Below are 19,446 nucleotides of genomic sequence, written 5' to 3' on the forward strand. Positions count from 1 at the left end.
CTGGCCAGAGACCGAGAGCGTAACCGATGCCCCCGTAGCTGTCGATCTTCTCAACGACATCTGGCAAGAATCCGCGGCGTTCGAGCAGTCCCACGCACGTCAAGCCTACGATACCACCACCGACGACGAGAACTCGTAAATCATCACCGTATCGGACCTCGTCAGTCATCGAGACCCCCGCAGGCTGTGGACTAATCGTGTGACAGTACAGTAGTGGAAGAACGCACATTCGCTCGCTCTCATGGTCGATTCGTCTTTCGGGTGGTGTAACCGTCGCGCTTACTCCGACGCTCCTAGAACCCTTTATACTGCGCATTGAAGAGAGCACGTAGCCTCGTTGACGAACGGCGACGACCGCGGGGCCAATCGACTCTGTGAGACCGTATGAGATATGCAACAGTCACTTTATCTTGGGAGCGCGGGCAGCTCCACCCGCTTGATGACGGTGTGGCTGCGGCCGATGACGGCCAGATAGAGGCGACACACTACATCAATCCCGTGGGCGACGGGACGCACGTCGAGTTACCCAGTTTCGTGGCAATATGGAGACGCTCGGCGACGTGTTCAAACGGACGCCTGGCGTCCTAGATTACGAAGTTTCCGTGGAGAGTGACGGGGTCGCGTACGTCCACTACGAATCGACACCGTTGATGGCGGCTCTCCTCGCTGCGGTGTTCGAACACACTATTGTGCTCCAGTGGCCGCTCGAATACGTTACCGATACCGAAATGCGCGCTCTCCGAGAGACCTTCATGGGGTCGGAAACAGAGCTCAAGAACGTCACAAGCGAGATCCCCGACAGCTTCGAACTCTCGCTCGTGCGCACCGGCGAGTACAATTTGACTTCGAAGTGGTACTTTTCCTCATTGGTTCATACAATCAAGCATCAAATAGACAACAAATATCATCACTTTGCTAGATCTCTAGTATGGCTTCTATTGTTGCCAAGGAATGGAAAGGAGTTCCATTTATTTAGCTCGGTCTGGCTAATTATCGCGCTCACGTGAGGTGGACCGTACATCGGTAAAAGAGGGCGTCAACGAATATTATGAGAATCAAGAATACGAGGCGTGGAGATACGTGACGGAAAAAGAATTCCAATAGTTAGCGGTAGCTGCTTCCTCTACACAGCCGACCTCTGATGGTTCGGACGGAGGGATTAGATAGTCGAGGCAAATAACTGAACAACCAAAACCATTATTCTGCTCTCCGAAGCGGTCACAATATGGCAAATGAAATTTCACTAGATGGTCGCAGACTTGCCGGAGTGGCAAATGATGAAGCAGGAGAAGTGGGTGCTGATACCCTGTTCAACTTCGAACAAGAAGGAGAACGGATCTACGCGAATTACTCCGGTGGTGCAATCGTGGACGGGCATTTAGTTGGAACCTTTGATGGAAAACAGTGGGACGTCCGGTACGTTCAAATAAACGAGGCTAGTGAAACTGCTACCGGGCACTCTGTTGGAAACGTCGAACTACTCAACGATGGGCGTATCAGGGTTGAAGACGAGTGGGAATGGGAATCGAAGTCTGGGGAAGGCGAGTCAGTTCACGAAGAACTTAGCCGATAAGCGTGTCTCTTTCTGGCAGCGTACCGCCAGTTTTCGATTAAATCTCCTTACACGAGACAATGAACCTAAATCACCAAGAGATGGATTAACCGATCGCCAATAAGAAGCATTCCGAGCGGCTTACGAATTGGGCTACTTCGCCATCCCACGACAAACATCTTTAGAAGAGATTGCCACAAGCCTGAATATTTCAGCATCCTCGGTTTCTGAGCGACTGCGTCGTGCACAGACTCAACTCATCGAAGAAACGGTCGCGACAACGTGGCCCCCTCTTCCAAACTGACAGACAGAAAGATCTCTGGAGAGGAATAAAACCGATCGAGATGTGCATAGCTAGGTAAAAGCGAATTCAATTGAAGCTCTAAATGGATAATCCTGAAAAGCTAGTGTATGTATTGAGTGCGCCAATCTCAACATCGACATAATCTGGAAGATGAGACTACACCGGAAACAGCGTACCCAGGATGCACGATTTCGGCGGGTCCATCGATCTACAACAATTGCAGACCGGGATCTAAGAATCAATTCTAGGTAGTATTCTAATATTCTCACGATTTTCGCGCTGCTTGACCAATGCTGTCGCTCATCGAGGGGCGTTCACTATGTTATCCTCGGCTTTAGCCAATTCTTGTCTGCTTCAGCAACGTGAGAACCGTGTTCGCCGTCACAATCGGTGATCGCTCGTACTCGCCAGTCAATTCGACCTGCACAAGAAGATCGACTGCTCGCCAAATCGAGTACAGCAAACACGCGAAGTAGAAGAACCGCAGTACAAAGTTCTTCGACGTCGTCGCGGCTATGAACCGTTTGACGCTCTTATACCCACTTTCGACCTCCCAGCGATGTCCATACTCTCGCAACAGCCTCGGATCCCCGTTCGTCATAAACACCGAATACTGGCGATAATCCGTGCAATTGGAGTTGGCCCTGCGTCGGTACACAAGCGTTGTCCCATGCCGCTCATCGTCGTTCAATAAGAGGTTCCGGTCAGTCACGTACCGGTCTTGATCCCACTACAGTAATCGCTTTGCTTGGGCTTGCCCACTCGTCTGCATTCGCTTTGGGACGACGTATTGAAGCCCAGGCTGGTCAATTTCCTCCAAGAGGTGCTGGCTGTCGAATTCGCGATCCATCAATACATTATCTACGAGAACGTGCTCTTGCGCTGAATCCAGGAGGTCTCGGACAATCTCCAAGCGAGTATCACCCTTCCGAACTGGTCGAGGGTCCAAAACAATCGGTACTGCATTGCCGACGAGCTGAATCGTTGCCCACTGATAGGCGTATTCACCGTCTTTTGTCCCGATAATCTCCGCTTCATGTCCGGTACGATCTCCTGTAAATGGATTATCTTCAGTCGTGTCGATCGCGACGATACCAGCGTGATGATACGCATCTGTCTCGGCAACTTGATCTAGCAACCGACCGATTGCCTCATGATACATCTCGCGGATTTCGTTAATAGAGAGATCACGAAGGTATGTTCGATGAGTATGTCCGAGTGGAGTTCGGTCTCGCCGGGATTCAAGTATGAAACACCGTACACCTTCATTGGCCGCTAAGTTTTCTCGAAGTCCGAGATAGGTCTGTAAGTCCCAGAATGCATTTGCGTGAATTTCACAGTGTGAGTCACGGCCGAGCGAGAATGCAGGATAGACGACTCGTACAAGGTGGTCTGTGAGTTTGTCAGCACTATCGAGTAGCGTTTGTCTACCGAACTCGTTCTCGCTATCTACGACATGATAACCGGAGGATTGGAGTGGCGTACGTGGAGTTTCGACGTTTCTTCGATCCGCCTGTTTGAGAACAGTTCGTACGCTCTCGGTGATCGTCTCTCCCAAATCGGTCGGGAAGCGGTAGTGCCACGTTCGCCACAGTGTCGACTGATCGGGCAGAGCCCCGAACCCGAGTTGCTCTCGGATTGGAGGTCGTTGTGCGAGGTACTCGAGAAGTGCTGTCTCGTGTTCCCATCCATGGAGTTCCTTGAGCAGAAACATGCGGAAGAGCAGACTCATTCCGAATTTCGTCGATCCGCTATATCGGTCGTGAGCATCGAAATTGACGTATTGCAGTGGTAATCCACAAACCAAATCATCAACTGAATCGTGCACCTCATGCGAGAACCAAGCCACAGCGACAGTCCGGATATCCTCTTCGAGTACGTCGAGAGAGCTATGATCGTAGAATGGAGTCGAATCGTGGGCAGGCCACTCGTAATAAGAGGTCTGAGAAATAGACCGAAACGCATCACATTGTGATTTCCTTGTTGCAGTCATCAATCGATATCGGAGTCGTACCTACCAAGAGTTCGTCCAAGTCAATTACTTAAACAAAGTACTGAACTACAGAGGGTTAGACAAGCAGGCGAAATTCATGAATGCAGAGAATGATAGTAGTAAAAATGCTGTGAGGTCGTGGCCCACTTCAGAAGTCGTCATAGACTGCGATTGCCTCGGCAAAAGTTTGGTATAGGGGCTGGTATTCTACTATATATAGATCATAGTCACTATTTTATATTATTTGTTCGGACCATATTTCGATGTCAGCGCGGACACCCTCAAATCAATCGTTCAACGATCGGATTATAGAAGGCTGCGAGAATATTCCGACAGATCCACCTGCAGGAGATTATGTCGTCGTCGACGTGACCCACTTTTCTGCGACCGTTACCGAACTTCTCTCCCTCGATGCGAAGTACGTCCATGTAACCGAGGAACGTGGTGACGAGTTCGCCTATAAGGAGGAGAATCCAAACTGTCTCATTGGCGGGAGCAAAACCAAATCGTACGATCCCGAACCAGGATACGACTTTTTCAATTCGCCGAGCTACGTACAGAACCTCGACGTCGAGGGACGGCCGACGGCAATGACATCGACGAACGGCGGCCGGTCTGTCACCATGCTCCGCGACCGCGGCGATGACGACGTCGAGGTATTCGTCGGGGGATACACGAACGCCGCAGCGGTCGCCAACCTGCTCGCCGACCGTGACCGCCCGCTCACCATCGTGAGCTGTGGCTCCGGCGGCGATCCAACGATCGACGACACACTCGGGGCCGCGCTCATCGACCGGCACCTCGATCCTGCACTCGATGGGCTGAGCGAACGGGAACGCGACCGATTTGCCCGCCTTCTCGTCACGAGCAAAGGACCACGCTACGACGAGAAACACAAAGTTCGACAGCGTGACCTCCACGACTACGAGACGGATATCAACTCCCGGTCGGTCGTCCCGGTACTCCGAGGCGACCGGCTCGTGCCTGCGGAGCGGGTCGATGTCTGATTCAGTCCAGCCGTCCAGACGCTTCGGTGCATCGATGGACATTCGCTACGCGGTCGGCGTCGAATCGTTCGCCGATTTCATCGGAGACATGGGGCTCGATCACGTCGAGTTGCGTGCCGGCTATCTTGACGTACGGGACGAAGAGCGGCAGGCGGAGCGATTACGTCGGATCGCTCAGGAGCACGACGTGACATACACGGTGCACGCGCCCCATCTCGACGCCGCACCGGGCAACGTCAACGAACGACTCCGACAGGGAACGGTCGACGCGATTCGGTCAGCTATCGACCTCGCGGCGGACATCGACGCCGGCGGGGTGATCGTCCACGGCGGCACGGCCAGGAAACGGTATCCAGAGCACGTCCGCGATCACGTCCGTGACCAAGCCGTCCGTACGATCCGGACGTGTGCCCGCCACGCCGCCGATCGTGGCGTCCCCCTCTGTCTCGAGAACCAGCGCGACACCGACGACAAGCACCGCCACACCGCGACGCCAGAGCGGCTCGCGAACTTCCTGGCGGACGTGGGCGTCGACGCCGACGCGCTCAAACTCACGCTCGACGTCGGCCACGCAAAAGCCACCGGCGTCGACTACGCGCGGTTCGTCGACCGGTTCGACGACCAGGTCCACATCGCCCACCTCCACGACAACGACGGCGAATCGGACGCTCACGATCCCCTCCCGTCCTTCCGTGCCGTCGCCGCAGAGATCGGAGCTGCGTACAACGTTCTGGAGATGAAATCCCGGGACGACGTTCGACGCTGTGTCAGCGGTTCCACCGCCGAACCCTGACGGTCCGGAAATACCGCTCTCGGATACCGTGCACTCGCAGGCTGCTGAGGGTCCGGAGCGTCACCTGCAACTCGGCCTCGCATGGAAGTCCATCCTGGCGAGAACACGGACGGAGTCGTTTAGGGCTGCTACGTACTAGAATATATTAATATTACAGCTATTGTTTTCTCATAGCAGCTGATTTATTCCGTTTTCTCAAAAGTCTCCCCATGGTTCGGCGTGTAACTGTCTCCGTCCGGCGACCTGGTCGAACGCGGTGTCGGGAGCGCCGTCTCTCGTGGCGGTTCTCCCCGAACCGGATCCGGGCGACGGTAGTCGAAAAATGACCGGGCCCTTCGACGACCGGGTGGACGAGAATCCGTTCAACTGGCCCGCGCTCGGGGAGGAGGCCGACGATCAGTCGGTACGCCGCCGTTACACGCCACATCTGGTGATCGGTCTGGCGACAGCCACGGCGATGGTTCAGTTCGTCCTCTTTCCGATCGAGTGGCCGCCGTCGCCGCTGGACGTGATCGGGGAGGGGATGGTCGTGGCCGTCCTGGCAGTCGCGCTCTTCCTTGTCACCCGCGTCGACGAGACGCAGGTCTATCGGCCGCTGATGAGCGGCGTATCGGTCTTTTTCCTGTTCGCGCTGACCGACTGGCTCGACGAAGTGATCGACCATCCGGAGTGGTTCACGACTGTGTTCGAGAACGGCGCGCAGACGGTCGGCGCCGTCCTGCTCGTCGCCGGTATCTACCGCTGGACGGTCACTCGTCGGGAGCGCGAGGCGGAACTCTCGAGACGGAGCGAACGGCTCGCGATACTCAACCGCGTCCTCCAGCACGACATCCGCAACGACACGATGGTCGTCAGGGGGTGGGCATCGGTGCTGAAGAAAGAACAGGGGGACGCGGCCGACGACCGGCTTGATCGGATCGTCACCGCAAGCAACGGTATCATAAACCTCACCGAGAGTGCGGCGGAGTTCACTGACGTGATCACGACGACGACGGCGACGGCCGAACTGGAACCGAAGCCGCTCGCCTCAACCGTCGAGAACGAACTCGAAAAGATTCGAGCCCGGTACGGGGCAGTGAACGTCGAGGTCGACGGGTCGATCCCCGACGTCGACGTGCTCGCACACAGTATGCTCCCCGCGGTGTTCCGGAATCTCTTAGTCAACGCAGCCGAGCACGACGACGTGACGGAAGTCCGAGTCAGCGCCGAGCGATCCGACGCGACGGTATCGGTGCGGGTTGCAACACCCACGCCACTCGACCGAACCCCTGGGGAACCGGGCACTTTCGAGGACGACGACCTCATCGCGAAGGGTTCGGACGACAGTTTCGGACTGTCGCTTGTCGGCGCACTGGTCGAGCAGTTCGACGGGGACGTGTTCGTCGACGACGACCGAGACGAGTCGGCGTTCGTCGTCGTCCTGCGAGTAGTCGACTCCGATCAGTCCAGTGCCGACGCGCAGATCCGAGAGGGCGCCGAAACCATCGACGAGACGGTCAGTAACCACCGGAACTTCGCTACCGAGTCCGACGCAGATTTCGATACCGCACCGGGGTCCGTCGTCGGTTCAGCCGGTGACGGGACCGTCGATCCCAGTGACCGCTGACCCCACCTACCGTCACATCCCCCGTGCTCCTGAACCCACGTGACAGGGATCGACCCGCCGCCATTGAGGGAGCGAGCACACGACTTCTTAACCGTCCCCGATAAGTAAACCAATACAGTGAGCGAATCCGAAAACGACGGCGGATCGAGCGGAAAGCGCGGGCCCGACAGCAAGGTCGCTCGCCTGATCGAGCAGTACGAGCTGACGGGTTTTGGCGCCGAACTGGAACGGCGCTGGACCACGACGAGCGCGGCGCGGTCGAGCCTCCGGGACCTGGCGGACGCGTTCAATCGACGATTGATCGCCGCGGCGCTGGAAGCCCAGAACGAGTCCGTCGTCGACGGCGAGGCTGCGAACCTCTACCGCCTGCTGACCGACGACGACGTGTCCAGCGGCGCTCGGACGAAAGCGGTTCACGAATTCCGTCACGCCGGCGTCGACGCCGACGACTTAGAATCCGACTTCGTTTCACACCGGGCGATCCACACCTACCTGACGAACCACCGCGGTGTCTCGGCACCGTCCGGGACCGAGGACGAGGACTTGCTCGATCGGCGAACCCAGACCCTCCAGCGATTGAACGGCCGTGTCGAACGCGTCACCGACAGAGTACTCACACAATTGATCGACGCCGACGAACTGGTCCTCGACGACACCGATGCGGAGATCTACGTCGATGTCCAGGTCCACTGTCCGACCTGCAATTCCCAGTACAGCGTTGTCGACCTCCTCTCTCGAGGCGGCTGTGATTGCCAGTGAGCCCCCGCCCGGACGGAAACCCATAACGAGTATACGATTGTAACAGGATATCAGTTCAGAAGGAGAGTGTATCTTCCTTGCTGTGGTGGACCAGATTGTTGAGGACCCCAGTCGCAAGCCCAGCAAGGCACCCATTTCGCTATCGCAGGAGCTCACGATTCCGTCAAAACCTGTAACAGGATTATGCGTGTAACGAGTTCGATGATGGATATCAACAGTTTTTGCGACGGAGGACCCAGCGTCGGGTATGTCTTCGTCGAACGGGCCGGCGCGACTCGTCGTCGACCGGATCGGGGGGATCGATTCGACGACGGTGGAGTTGACTCCCGGCGTGTCGATCCTCACGGGCCGGAACGCGACCAACCGGACCTCACTCCTGCAAGCACTCATGGGAGCGCTTGGGAGCGAGGCCGTCTCACTGAAGGGTGATGCGACGGAGGGGCAGGCCAGTCTGACCATCGGCGACGAAACCTACACCCGCACTCTCAGACGGACGGAGAACGGCATCGAGTTGAGTGGCGACCCGTTCCTGGACGATCCGACATCGGCGGATCTGTTCGCGTTCCTCCTCGAGTCCAACGATGCCCGCCGAGCGGTGGCGAACGAAACCGATCTCCGCGACCTCATCATGCGGTCGGTGGACATCGACGCCGTTCACGAGGAAATCTCGGACCTTCGCTCGGAACATCGGACACTCGAAACCCGAATCGCGGAGCTCTCGACGCTCGAATCGGAGTTCCCGGAGCTCCGGGAGCGTCGCTTCGACCTCGAAGCCACGATCGCGGATCTGGAAGAATCCCTCGAAGAACACCGTGGGGTAGTCAATCGAATTCGCGACGAAAGGACGGAGCAAGAGGGCGATCCCGACGACCGACTCGAACGGCTCCGGGAGTTGAACACCGACCTCGAAGACGTCCGGTTCGAACTCGACGCCGAGCGGGAATCGGTCGCGGCGCTGGAAGACGACGCTACCGAGATCCACTCCGAACTGGAATCGTACCCGGAAGCACCGGCCGCCGAACTCAGCGACGTGGAAGACGAACTGGAGGACCTCCGTGGACGAAAGGACGCACTCGACACCGAGATCACGGATATCCAGCGGACCATCCAGTTCAACGAACGGTTGCTCGACGGTGAGGAGGCGACGCTTGTGACCCGTGAGGACTCTACATCCGAGGTTGACGACGACGAAGTCGTTTGCTGGACGTGTGGGTCCACGGTTGAGAGAGTCGACATCGAGCGAACGGTCGAGCACCTGCGGACGCTACGTGACGAGCGACGTGAGGCGCGGGCGGAGGCGACCGACCGTATCGAGACGCTGCGAACGCGACGCTCCGAACTCGAAGAGATACAGCGGCAGCGATCTGAACTTGAGGCGGAACTGGACGCCATCGAACGCGAGCAGGTCGAACGTGAGACACGAGTCGACTCGCTTAAAGAGCGCGAGGAGATGCTCAAGGCGGAGATTGAAGAGATAGAGTCAGCCATTGAACCACTGACGACCGCCGATCAGGCGGACCTGCTGGACGCACATCGAGACATGAACCGGCTTGAGTTCGAACTCGAACAGCGAAGGGATGACCTCGAAACGATCGTCTCGGAGATCGACGAGATCGAGACCGAACTCGATCTCCGAGACGAACTGCAGGACCGACAGCAGGAGATCGAGTCGCGGATAGAGGACCTCCGTGGACGGATCGGTGAGATCGAGCGCAACGCGGTTGCGGAGTTCAACGAACACATGGCGCAGGTACTTGGTATCCTCGAATACACGAAGCTCTCGCGGATCTGGATCGAGCGCCAGCACGAGGAGTCGGCGGATACGTCGGAGCTTCCGACGGGTCGGTTTGTGCTACACATCGAGCGCCGGACCGATGACGGGACGACCTACGAGGACATCATCGACCACCTCAGCGAGTCCGAACGCGAAGTGACGGGACTCGTGTTCGCCTTCGCGGGCTACCTGATCCACGACGTGTACGAGTCCGTCCCCTTCCTCCTGCTCGACTCGCTCGAAGCCGTCGACGCCATCCGGATCAAGCGACTCATCAACTACGTCCGTCCCTACACTGACTACCTCGTCGTCGCACTCCTCTCCGAGGACGCGCGGGCGCTCCCCGATTTCTACCAGCGGATCCGTGACATCTAATCGGGCCATCTCCCTCCGATCCGACAAATCAACCGCTGGAGACTTGTCACCGACACGACGCTCCCGACGAGTGGGACACAGTCCAATTGCGAGCGTTCCCAGCCGCCTCCACCCAGTATAGACCACTGTATAGTACTACGTTCAAATATGCACCCACCATATTATTTAATACCAATATTATAAGCGATTAAATACAGTATTGCTATCTTCCCTCGTGCAGCATGAGTACACTAACAGGCGATACGGAGAGTCGATTCGCACTCGACAAACAGGACATGATGGTGTTCATCCTCGTCATGTCCCTCACGGGTGTGCAAAACGCCGTCACCGAAATAATGCCGGAATTCACCTTCGGGCCGCTCGAACTGGGGGTGGGTGGCTTCGTCTTCATCCCCATCGTCCTGGTTCTTCTGTTCCGGACCTACTGGGCGGCACTGGCCGTCCCCGTCGGCGAAATCGTGTTCGGTGAGATACTGCTGGGCGAGTTCGACGGCCTCGGAGCAATGGAGGGGCTGTTGTTGATCCCGGTCTGTTACTACTTCGCGGCCAAATTGTTGCAGGATCCGGAGAACACCACGCAGTTGGCCATCGTAGTGTTTCTCGCCGAGGCGCTCGAAGAATTCTTCGCCATGTTCATCGACATCGGGAAGGTGTACGTGGGGGTTGAGAAACTCGAAGCGGTGCCAGGTCTCCCAGAGAGCATCCTCGTCCTCGAAGGCGTCGACTTCCTCACACAGATGTTGATCACCGGGATCATCTTCGGCGTCATTCCGGCGCTGTACCTCTATCCCAAACTCCACGGCAAGATCGAACCCCTGCTCGGGATGGAGCCGTTCGAGGGCGAACGGGGTGCGTCGATGCTCCGTGACTTCCCGTTCAAGGCTCTGGTCGCGATCCTCGTCGCCTTCCCGCTGGCGTTCGTTGCCGAGGCGGCCAGCGAAATCGGTGGCGCGATCAACGTGGTCTGGGAGCCGGAGTTCCTCGCGACGTACGGACAAGAGTACATCGTGGTCCCAATCGCCGTCTCGGTGATCGTCGCCATCACCGTCTGGTACCGGGCGACCCAGAGCGCCTAACCCATGTCGACGACCCATGACTCCCGAATCACCGTCGAGGATCTGCACTTCCGGTACCCAGGCGCCGACAACGACGTGCTGTCCGGAGCCGACCTCACGATCGATCCCGGCGAGTTTGTCGCCGTCATCGGCGGCAACGGCTCGGGTAAGACGACGCTGTGCAAGTCGTTTAACGGCATTATCCCGCACTTCTATGAGGGTGATCTGCGCGGTCGTGTGACCGTCGCCGGACACGAGGTCCCGTCGAGTTCCGTCTCGGAGCTGTCTCGACACGTGGGATACGTGTTCCAAGAGTTCGACAACCAACTGGTCAGTCCGACGGTGTTCGACGAGGTCGCGTTCGCCCCACTGAACTACAGGAAAGAAGACTACCGCGAACGGGTCCATCAGACGCTGAATCTGCTGGATCTGGACGGGTTCGAAGACCGATTCGTCTGGGAGCTGTCCGGCGGACAGAAACACTTGGTCGCGCTGGCAGCAGCGCTATCGCTCGACCCCGACATCCTAGTCGTCGACGAGCCAGCGGCACAACTCGACCCAGTCAACGCCCGGGAGACGTACGACCATCTGGCACGCCTCAACGACGCGCACGGGAAGACGGTTGTCACGATCGAGCACCAGACCGAGTTCATCGCTGAGTACTGTGACAGCGTGGTCCTCGTCGAAGACGGGGCCGTGAGCTGGAAGCTCCCCGTTGAGAAGGCGCTCAACCAACTCTCGGATCTGCGAGCACAAGACGTCCATCCACCACAGATCACCCGGATTGCAGAGCAGGTCTTCGGTGACGAAGCAGACCTGCCCGTGACGTTCGCCGATGGCCTCGACTGGTTTACCGACCGAGCAACAACGGCAGGTGGTGAACCGGACACAAAGACCGAATTGAGCCAGCAAATGGATCCCGTCGTCTCCTTTGACGACGTGTCTCACTCGTACGGGACGCTCCGGAGCGGGACCAAACAGGTCCTCAACGGTCTTTCGCTGGATCTGTATCCCGACGACCGCGTCGTACTCGTCGGCAGTAACGGGGCCGGCAAATCGACGCTTCTACAGCTGATCACGGGGTTAGAGACGCCCGACGCCGGGACCGTCACCGTCGACGGTACGGACACCGACGCCGTGTTACCGGAACAACTGGCCGAGGAGGTCGTCTACGTCAAGCAAAACCCTGAGGAGATGTTCATCAACGATAGTGTCCGTGCCGATGTGGCGCACTACCTCTCCGAGAGGGGGTACCCTGACGTGGAGGAGCGCGTCGACGAAGTCATCGAATTCCTCGATTTGACGGCGTTCCAGGATCGGGACGGACGCTTACTCAGTGTCGGCCAGCAGCGGCGCGCCTCGCTGGCGATCGGCCTGGCGACCGATCCGTCCATCGTCTTGCTGGATGAACCGACCGGAAGTCTCGACCTCGCGAGTCGAGAAGAAGTCGACCAGACCATCGAGCGGGCCGGCGAGCGGGTCGAGACCGTCGCCATCGCGACCCACGATCTCGAACTCGCCGCGTCGTGGGGAACACGGATTGTCGTCCTCGACGGGGGCAGCGTGATCGCCGACGGCCCACCCAGTGAGGTGTTCGCCGATCTCGACATCCTCGACCGAGCGAACCTCCGGCCACCGCAGGTGACTCGTCTCGGAACGGAACTCAGGCTCGATCCCGCGCCGCTGACGGTCGATACGTTCGTGGACCGTCTTGACGCGGCAGGGGCTGCTCCCACTGATAAACCGCCGGCGACTCGTGAGGGTCATCGATGACGGCCCTTGACAGTCTCCGTGAAGCCACGTCGGTCGAGGCGATCAAGACCGATCTGCTCCGAACGGCCTATGAGAACGAGGGCTCGTTTCTCCACCGGCTGGACCCGCGCGTCCTGTTGCTCTGGTACGCCGTCTTCCTGTTCGTTCCGTGGCTGTTCTACGACACGACCGTCCTTCTCGGGCTGTTGGCGTTCGTATCGGCATTGGCGGTCCTCTCGCGGGTGAGTCTCTTCCTCGTCGGACTGATGACGTTCACCGTCGCCTCGACGCTGGCATCGTATGCCGTGGTGACCGTCTTCACGGGGGATCCCGTCGCAGCGATCCAGGCCCTACTACCCTTCACGCTGAAGCTGACGATTATTTCGGTGTCGAGCCTGGCAGTGTTCTCGAGCATGAGTCCGAAGACGCTCGCGCAGGGGCTCAGGAGTCTCGGTATCCCCCGGCAGTTCACCTTCCTCATCACCTATGGCTACCGGATGCTACCGGTGCTGTTCGAGGAGTATCACGATCTGGTGAACTCGTTCCGGTTGCGTAGTGACGCACCGGATTCGCCGGGCCGATTCCGGTGGCGCCATTACGTCTATCTACTGAAACTGTCGATGCGTGCGTTCTACCCGATGATCTTCAACGTGGCCAAGCGGAGTCGCGTCACGGTCGAGGCTATGGAGGCCCGCGGCTTCTCACACTCGCTTGCGGACGAGGCGAGTACCGACCTCCGGCTGGCAGAGATGAAGATTCGACCCGCCGATGTCGGGTTTTTCGTCGGTTCACTCGTCGTCGTCGCCGGAATTGCACGTTTGCTCTAATCTCAGTCCCAGCCGTACCCCTATTCTTCCAGATTCGATTCAAAGCTGTCAGAGAGTTATTATCAAACCTCGGGGGTAGCCTCCATTATGTTTGGACAACTGATTCCCCAATGAGTAGGACTGTTACTTAGTAGATATCTGGGTCGCTCGCTCACGCCATATGCATTGAGATAAGCAGTCTCAACTACTCTTGTCCTCCGCAAGTTGAGACTACACAGGCAAGAGCGACCCCAGAATGCACGATATTAACCAATGTACCTGCTGAAAGCGCTTCAAATTGAGGTCCAGAGATCGATTTTGATTACTATTCTAACTCTTCCCCGAACTAGTGACCAGCCGGATCAGCGCTGCCGCTGATCACCTGGCGTTTATTGGCTCAAAATCTGTTCTACCCGATCCCAGTTTGCTTCAACAATGTAAGGACCGTGTTTGCGGTCACAACTGGTGACCGCTTGTACTCGCCGGTCACGTCGATCTGCACCAGCAGATCAACAGCACGCCACATCGAATACAACAAGCACGCGAATGCGAAGTAGAAGAATCGCAAGATAAAGTTCTTTGACGTCGTCGCAGCCATGAACCATTTGAGGCTCTTATACCCACCTCGATTTCCCACCGGTATTCATACTCTCGCAACAGACTGGGATCACCATTTGTCATAAACACCGAATACTGACGATAATCGGTGCGCTCGGTGATTGTGTCCAAGTGGTGTCCGTTCCCGATTTGACTCGTAGAGAAAACCGCGTGCGCCCTCGTTAGCTGCGAGATTTTCGTGCAGCCCGAGGTAGGCCTGGAGCTCCCAAAACGCATTCTGGTGAATCTCACAACCCTCGCTACGACCCAATGAGAACGCTGGGTGGACGATCCCACTCACCTGCTCTGTAATGTCTTCGGCACGATCGAGTATCTCCTGCTGAGTAGGTGCTTCGCCGTTGGATTGTTCTCTTGGGGACGACCGCTCCGGTGGCTGGTGGGGGACAGAAACGCCAGCCCTGTCCGCCTGAATGAGGATACTCCTCGCCGCTGTTTCGATCGTCTCTCTGAGCTCGGATGCGAAACGGCGGTGCCACGTTCGCTACAGCGTCGACTGGTCGGGCACGCTCTCGAAGTTGAGGCGCTTTCGAGCTGACGAATACTCGTTGAGGTACTCGGTGAGCTGGCTTTCGTGCTCCCAGCCGTGGAGTTCCTTCAGCAAAAAGGCTCGGACCAATTGTACCATTTCGTAGCGAGTCGTTCCAGCATAGCGGTCGTGAGCTTCGAACTCGGCATACGTCAGTGGGAGGCAGCATACGAAGTCCTCAACCGACTCGTGAGCATCGTGCTTGAACCAGACCCTCGCGACGGTTCGGATGTCTTCTTCGAGCCCACCAAGCGAACACCTATCGTACAGTGGAGTCGCATCGTAGGCTGGCCACTCATAGTACGAAGTCCCAGCGATTTCTCGAAATACCTCACGTAGAGATGCTTGAGTTGGTGCTACACCGTTGCTATCACAAAACGACACTCGCTGATGATCACCAGTCATCCTTGCGCCACAGTGCCGTCCGTCTGCACTCCGCTCATTCCGAGAGAGGAAGCGAGCAGCATACGGACCTCAGTCGGGACCCTCCGACAGTGTCGATACTGATGACCCTCTACGGATTCCAAAATCACCTTGGTCGATATCGTCCATCGCCGGAAGAGACCGCAAGCGTGGACGAATCGCAAAGTAGCAGCTGACGAATGCGAAGCTCAGTGCAGCCACGGCCATCGTCGTAACGACACCGACCAGACTTCCCATGATTCCACCGAGAAATGAGCCGATCGGCACCGTGAGTGTGGAAACGCTCGCATCGACGGACGTCACTCTGCCGAGGAGGTCCTCGGGGGTAACTGTTTGAATGAGTGTCTGACCCATCACGTTCGTAACGCCGATGGGTATTCCAGTTATCGCGAACAAGGCAACTGTAAGCGCTGGCCACGGAGAGTAGACCGCACCAACCCATAGGAAGAATCCAGCTCCGAGCCCGATGATTCGGATGAAGCCGTACCTGATGTGAGTCAATCGAGACGCAATCAACGCACCAATAAGGCCACCTGCACCAATCGCTCCGAGCAGTGCACCATAGAGTATCGACCCGCCACGAACGGCTGCGAATCCTGGTAGTACGGCGAGCATGATACCCGTCCCGAAGTTGGTGACCGCCGTGGTGAGCATCATCTCGGTGAACACTGTCCCCCGGAGCCACTGAACTCCATCCCCGAGATCAGAGAGGTATCCGGCAACGTCGATTTCAGCTGCTTGGTCGCCTGTATCGGAGCGTTCGGAAATCCTGACACCGACGAACGAGAGGACTGCGACCACAAACGTGATCGAGTCAAGCACGAATAGAGAGACAGCGCCAATTACGGCGATGAGGAGTCCACCGAGTGCGTCGAACACCATGTTCGTTCCTTGGTTGGCGAACGAAAACGCCGAGTTAGCGCGTGTGAGTTGACTCTTCGCGACGATCTGAGGGAGCGCCGCGTTCTGAGCGGGGTAGACGAACTGGTTCAGGAACGAGAGGAGCGGAATCGTCACCAGAATCAGCCCAACGGAAAGATGGTCGAAGTAGGCCGCGACAGGTATCGATAAAATGAGGGCGGCTTGGATGAGTTGCGTCCACACGAGGGTTCGGATGAGTGGCCAGCGGTCGACGAGCGGTCCGGACACGAACTGCAGTGCTGGCGGCAAAAGAAGCAACGCGCTCGCCAAACCCGTGTAGAAACTCGACCCAGTGAGGTCGTAGACCAGCCAAGTGCCAGCAATCGTATAGAGACTATCGCCAGCGTTCGTGACGAATCGCCCGAACAGCAGGCGGAGGAAGTCGAAGTTGTTCCGGAGAGACGACGTATCTGCGTTCGTGGCCTCCGCTACCTCCTGTTGCTGGCTCATGTTCCCACCTCCAGTGAGGTACTTGTCCTCCGGCTACCAATAACTTCGAACGAGATCTCACGGTTTGGCGGGTCGAGCGAACTGCTCAGAACGTAGCGAGAAACGACTGTTCGCGGTTTGTCAAGCGGTACTAGTTCGAGATGCGAGTCGATCGGCTTTCGAGTGGGTTTCTGACCGCTGTAGATCAGAGACCCAGCGAGTGTCTGCATTTGGGATAGTGTTCATTGTTGAGGAAGTGCGACTACGGAACCCGTAGTGAGATGAGGCGACCCGAGTGCTGCTGCTATGCGGCGGTCGCTACGCGGTCGCGACTATCGCAACAAGAGGAATAAACGGACGAGCAGCTGAGGGGGCCATAGGAAGGGGTTGAGTTAAATCACGTAGTTCGGTTGTTTATATGTGTCGACTGAGTACAATTGCGCCGATTTCACTCATGCATTGGGAACGCTAGTCTCAACTTCTAGTCTGTGGAATCCATAAAGCAGCATTTCGTGTATACCTCACCGTCCTTGATTATCCACACAGCACAATAGCTGAAATCGCGAAAATTCTCGATCGTGATCAGAGTACGATTGGGAAGCAACTGCAACCGCTATACGAACAGGAGTTGGTCACTCGGTATCCCCGCACTGTCAGTAGTGGTGGGGTCAAGTATCTGCATGTTGCTCAACCACTCCCGGAGATGGAAGAGTGGCTACGCCAAGAGTTAAACAGTTGGACGGAAGCAGTGATATTCCAATTATCTCGGCTTTCTTCAGAGTGAACGGGTAGATACTGAACACGAATACAGAATACAGATACTGTATACAAACGCAGAAGAACCATTTGAAATTCAGATTTGCATCGACAGATGCCAAGAAGCGTATACAGCAGACAGATACAATATACGAATGCAGTATTCAGGCCAGTGAAGAATGATTCAGACTACATAACCCTCTGGCAGAGAGTGTGAACCAGCAGCTGATATTTAGCATGCATATTCAATATGCGATTTTAGTATACATATACAGCATGCATAGTCAAGATATAGATTTATATTGCGCAATTAGAATGGGAAACAAAGCGATCAGAATTCGTCTTCTTTAGACAGGAGGTATTCTTTTTTCGCCTTCATCGCTTGATCAACAGTATTTGGAGCTACTTCTTGCAACCCGAGTCGAATGAGATCCCCTAGCGTCTGGCTTCGGTTCACATTGGAATCGTTTTCTCGGTCGAGTGCACTACGTGCATCTGTTGCAACATTTTCGAGTTCCCCAGACTTCTCGAGTCCGTGAAACAGTGCAGCGAGATTCGTATCTCGAACAGTGATATTCGAACTAGCGTCACCGTTGTCAATTGCTTCATAGGCTTCCTGAACTGTCTGCGTTAATTCGACAGTCTCGTCGGCCTGAGACGGTTCGGACGTTGAACGCTTCTGGTTCTTACTGCTCTGGAGGAGCTTTTCTGCTTTGTCTTGGCTCATTGGTCTCTGTGAGTCGGTTAAGGAGTTCGGTGGTGTTCTCTCGATACGCGTTTAGCACACGCTGCCCTGTATTGTACAGTTCATCTTCAGAGGCAGCAAAGAGTGTGCGTCCTTCGTTTTGCTTCTTCGAGATATCCTGTGAATTCGGGACAGGAACGGGGGCCGCCTGATCAGGATATGCCTCTTGGAGTTCAGCAACAAATTCCTTTGATAGGTTCGTTGAGCTCTTCACCATCGTCGGAATGACCATCGCAAGCTGTGGATCAATTGGATGTTCTTTGCGAAGGTCATCAAGATCGTCGCGAAGATTGTCTAGCTGGTTTCGTTCGAACGCACCAGGTTTGAGTGGGGCAATGACGTTTCTGGCGGCGAACAACCCGTTCAATGCAATGTTGTCCTCTTTGCCCGGCAGATCGAGCAAAACGAAATCATAACGATCGGTCAGGTCTTCGGTGATGAACTCATCTAGCTTCGAAAAACGCTCCTCGACAGGAACGTTTGCAAGATTATTATCTGCACCACCGAGTCCGGGATCTGCAGGAATAAGGTCAATACCTTCTCCCGTATCATAGACCATGCGATCGACGACCTCTGGGATATTGTCTCGAATGAATTCCCAATCTTCGCCAAAAATAGCGGAGATAGGAGCATCGATATCCTCGACCTTATCGTTCATCCCAAAGTGAGTGGACAAGTCGTTTTGTTTCCCGGCTAAGTCTATGAGGAGCACGTCAAGATCATGCTCCCGTGCAGCTGCAACAGCCACGTGTGCGGACGTAGTCGTCTTTCCAACTCCGCCTTTTTCAACATAGGTTGCAGCACGTAGTATCCGGTTGCTCGATACAGTGACCATATGCATTTGCTGTATACATATACAACATACAAAAAGGTGCGTCAGACAATAGGAAATAGAAATGCAACCGTATGTATCGACTTGGATGGGAGTGATCTGTGTGGCTCTAGAAGATGGTCAATAGGTAACGATCATAGGCTCGCACCTCTACAGAGTATACAAATACAATATACATATTCTACATACAGATATTGTTTGAGGATATCGGAGAGGTAGGAGAGTTTCAATCGAATACCTATGCACTACAGATAACTGTCGAACCTAATCAGTTTGAGGAATATCTGACTCACCGAGTCTGGGGAGTTGGTTGAAGCGCCCAAACCAAAGTTAGTATTAGATACTAATACTCAGAGACAGGGAAAAAGATCTGCCTCTATTGTTGATCTACAGGCGGAGCAGGCCGAGTGCCTCGGGGCT

Annotated in this window: 13 protein-coding genes and 4 pseudogenes; 12 read left to right on the plus strand and 5 right to left on the minus strand. The window is 56.1% G+C overall.

What is annotated here, in order from left to right; all coding sequences use genetic code 11:
* Nucleotides 1-536 precede the first annotated feature (536 nt).
* The 3 genes and pseudogenes from V5735_RS20140 to V5735_RS20150 all read left to right on the plus strand — a co-directional run.
* Nucleotides 537-1,007 (plus strand): annotated as a pseudogene (locus V5735_RS20140) (hypothetical protein); the annotation flags it as partial.
* A gap of 218 nt (nt 1,008-1,225) precedes the next feature.
* The gene (locus V5735_RS20145; protein WP_423746563.1) at nt 1,226-1,573 is read left to right on the plus strand and encodes a hypothetical protein; all 348 of its coding nucleotides are present in this window, start codon (nt 1,226-1,228) and stop codon (nt 1,571-1,573) included.
* Nucleotides 1,574-1,580: 7 nt separating this feature from the next.
* Nucleotides 1,581-1,856, plus strand: a pseudogene (locus tag V5735_RS20150) (helix-turn-helix domain-containing protein); the annotation flags it as partial.
* Between the two features lie 334 nt (nt 1,857-2,190).
* Here the strand turns inward: V5735_RS20150 and V5735_RS20155 are convergent.
* A pseudogene (locus V5735_RS20155) lies at nt 2,191-3,849 on the minus strand (transposase).
* 263 nt (nt 3,850-4,112) lie between these two features.
* Between V5735_RS20155 and V5735_RS20160 the strand changes: the two are divergent.
* The 8 genes from V5735_RS20160 to V5735_RS20195 all read left to right on the plus strand — a co-directional run bounded on the left by V5735_RS20160 (nt 4,113) and on the right by V5735_RS20195 (nt 13,797).
* Nucleotides 4,113-4,856, plus strand: coding sequence for a 2-phosphosulfolactate phosphatase (locus V5735_RS20160; protein ID WP_423746564.1), 744 nt, complete (start codon nt 4,113-4,115; stop codon nt 4,854-4,856).
* Nucleotides 4,857-4,890: 34 nt separating this feature from the next.
* A complete protein-coding gene (locus V5735_RS20165) occupies nt 4,891-5,649 on the plus strand; it encodes a sugar phosphate isomerase/epimerase family protein (RefSeq protein ID WP_423746565.1) in 759 nt (252 codons plus the stop codon).
* Between the two features lie 322 nt (nt 5,650-5,971).
* Complete coding sequence (locus tag V5735_RS20170; protein ID WP_423746566.1) at nt 5,972-7,255, plus strand: sensor histidine kinase; 1,284 nt, start codon at nt 5,972-5,974, stop codon at nt 7,253-7,255.
* A 117-nt stretch (nt 7,256-7,372) separates the two neighbouring features.
* Nucleotides 7,373-8,014 carry a rod-determining factor RdfA gene (gene rdfA / locus V5735_RS20175; RefSeq protein ID WP_423746567.1) on the plus strand — a complete coding sequence of 214 codons (642 nt, stop codon included), beginning with the start codon at nt 7,373-7,375 and terminating at the stop codon, nt 8,012-8,014.
* A 247-nt stretch (nt 8,015-8,261) separates the two neighbouring features.
* A complete protein-coding gene (locus tag V5735_RS20180) occupies nt 8,262-10,163 on the plus strand; it encodes an archaea-specific SMC-related protein (RefSeq protein ID WP_423746568.1) in 1,902 nt (633 codons plus the stop codon).
* 221 nt (nt 10,164-10,384) lie between these two features.
* Nucleotides 10,385-11,239 carry a hypothetical protein gene (locus V5735_RS20185; protein WP_423746569.1) on the plus strand — a complete coding sequence of 285 codons (855 nt, stop codon included), beginning with the start codon at nt 10,385-10,387 and terminating at the stop codon, nt 11,237-11,239.
* Between the two features lie 3 nt (nt 11,240-11,242).
* Nucleotides 11,243-12,991 (plus strand): ABC transporter ATP-binding protein, encoded by a 1,749-nt coding sequence (locus tag V5735_RS20190; protein ID WP_423746570.1) that lies wholly within the window; start codon nt 11,243-11,245, stop codon nt 12,989-12,991.
* Nucleotides 12,988-13,797, plus strand: a complete 810-nt coding sequence (locus V5735_RS20195) for an energy-coupling factor transporter transmembrane component T family protein (protein ID WP_423746571.1) — start codon at nt 12,988-12,990, stop codon at nt 13,795-13,797. The genes V5735_RS20190 and V5735_RS20195 overlap by 4 nt, the downstream gene beginning before the upstream one ends.
* A 388-nt stretch (nt 13,798-14,185) precedes the next feature.
* Here V5735_RS20195 and V5735_RS20200 read toward each other — a convergent pair.
* A pseudogene (locus tag V5735_RS20200) lies at nt 14,186-15,325 on the minus strand (transposase).
* 69 nt (nt 15,326-15,394) lie between these two features.
* Nucleotides 15,395-16,714: an MFS transporter gene (locus V5735_RS20205; protein ID WP_423746572.1), complete on the minus strand. Its 1,320-nt coding sequence runs from the start codon at nt 16,712-16,714 to the stop codon at nt 15,395-15,397.
* A gap of 472 nt (nt 16,715-17,186) precedes the next feature.
* On the opposite strand from V5735_RS20205, the gene V5735_RS20210 reads away from it, so the two are divergent.
* Nucleotides 17,187-17,477: a helix-turn-helix domain-containing protein gene (locus V5735_RS20210; protein WP_423746729.1), complete on the plus strand. Its 291-nt coding sequence runs from the start codon at nt 17,187-17,189 to the stop codon at nt 17,475-17,477.
* Between the two features lie 303 nt (nt 17,478-17,780).
* Here V5735_RS20210 and V5735_RS20215 read toward each other — a convergent pair whose 3' ends face one another.
* Together V5735_RS20215 and V5735_RS20220 are read right to left on the minus strand one after the other, a co-directional pair.
* The gene (locus V5735_RS20215) at nt 17,781-18,176 is read right to left on the minus strand and encodes a hypothetical protein (RefSeq protein ID WP_423746573.1); all 396 of its coding nucleotides are present in this window, start codon (nt 18,174-18,176) and stop codon (nt 17,781-17,783) included.
* Nucleotides 18,136-19,029, minus strand: a complete 894-nt coding sequence (locus tag V5735_RS20220; protein ID WP_423746574.1) for a ParA family protein — start codon at nt 19,027-19,029, stop codon at nt 18,136-18,138. Before V5735_RS20220 ends, V5735_RS20215 begins: the two co-directional genes overlap by 41 nt.
* Nucleotides 19,030-19,446 lie beyond the last annotated feature (417 nt).

It is taken from the genome of Haladaptatus sp. SPP-AMP-3 (genome assembly GCF_049568665.1).
GTDB classification, from domain to species: Archaea; Halobacteriota; Halobacteria; order Halobacteriales; family Haladaptataceae; genus Haladaptatus; species Haladaptatus paucihalophilus.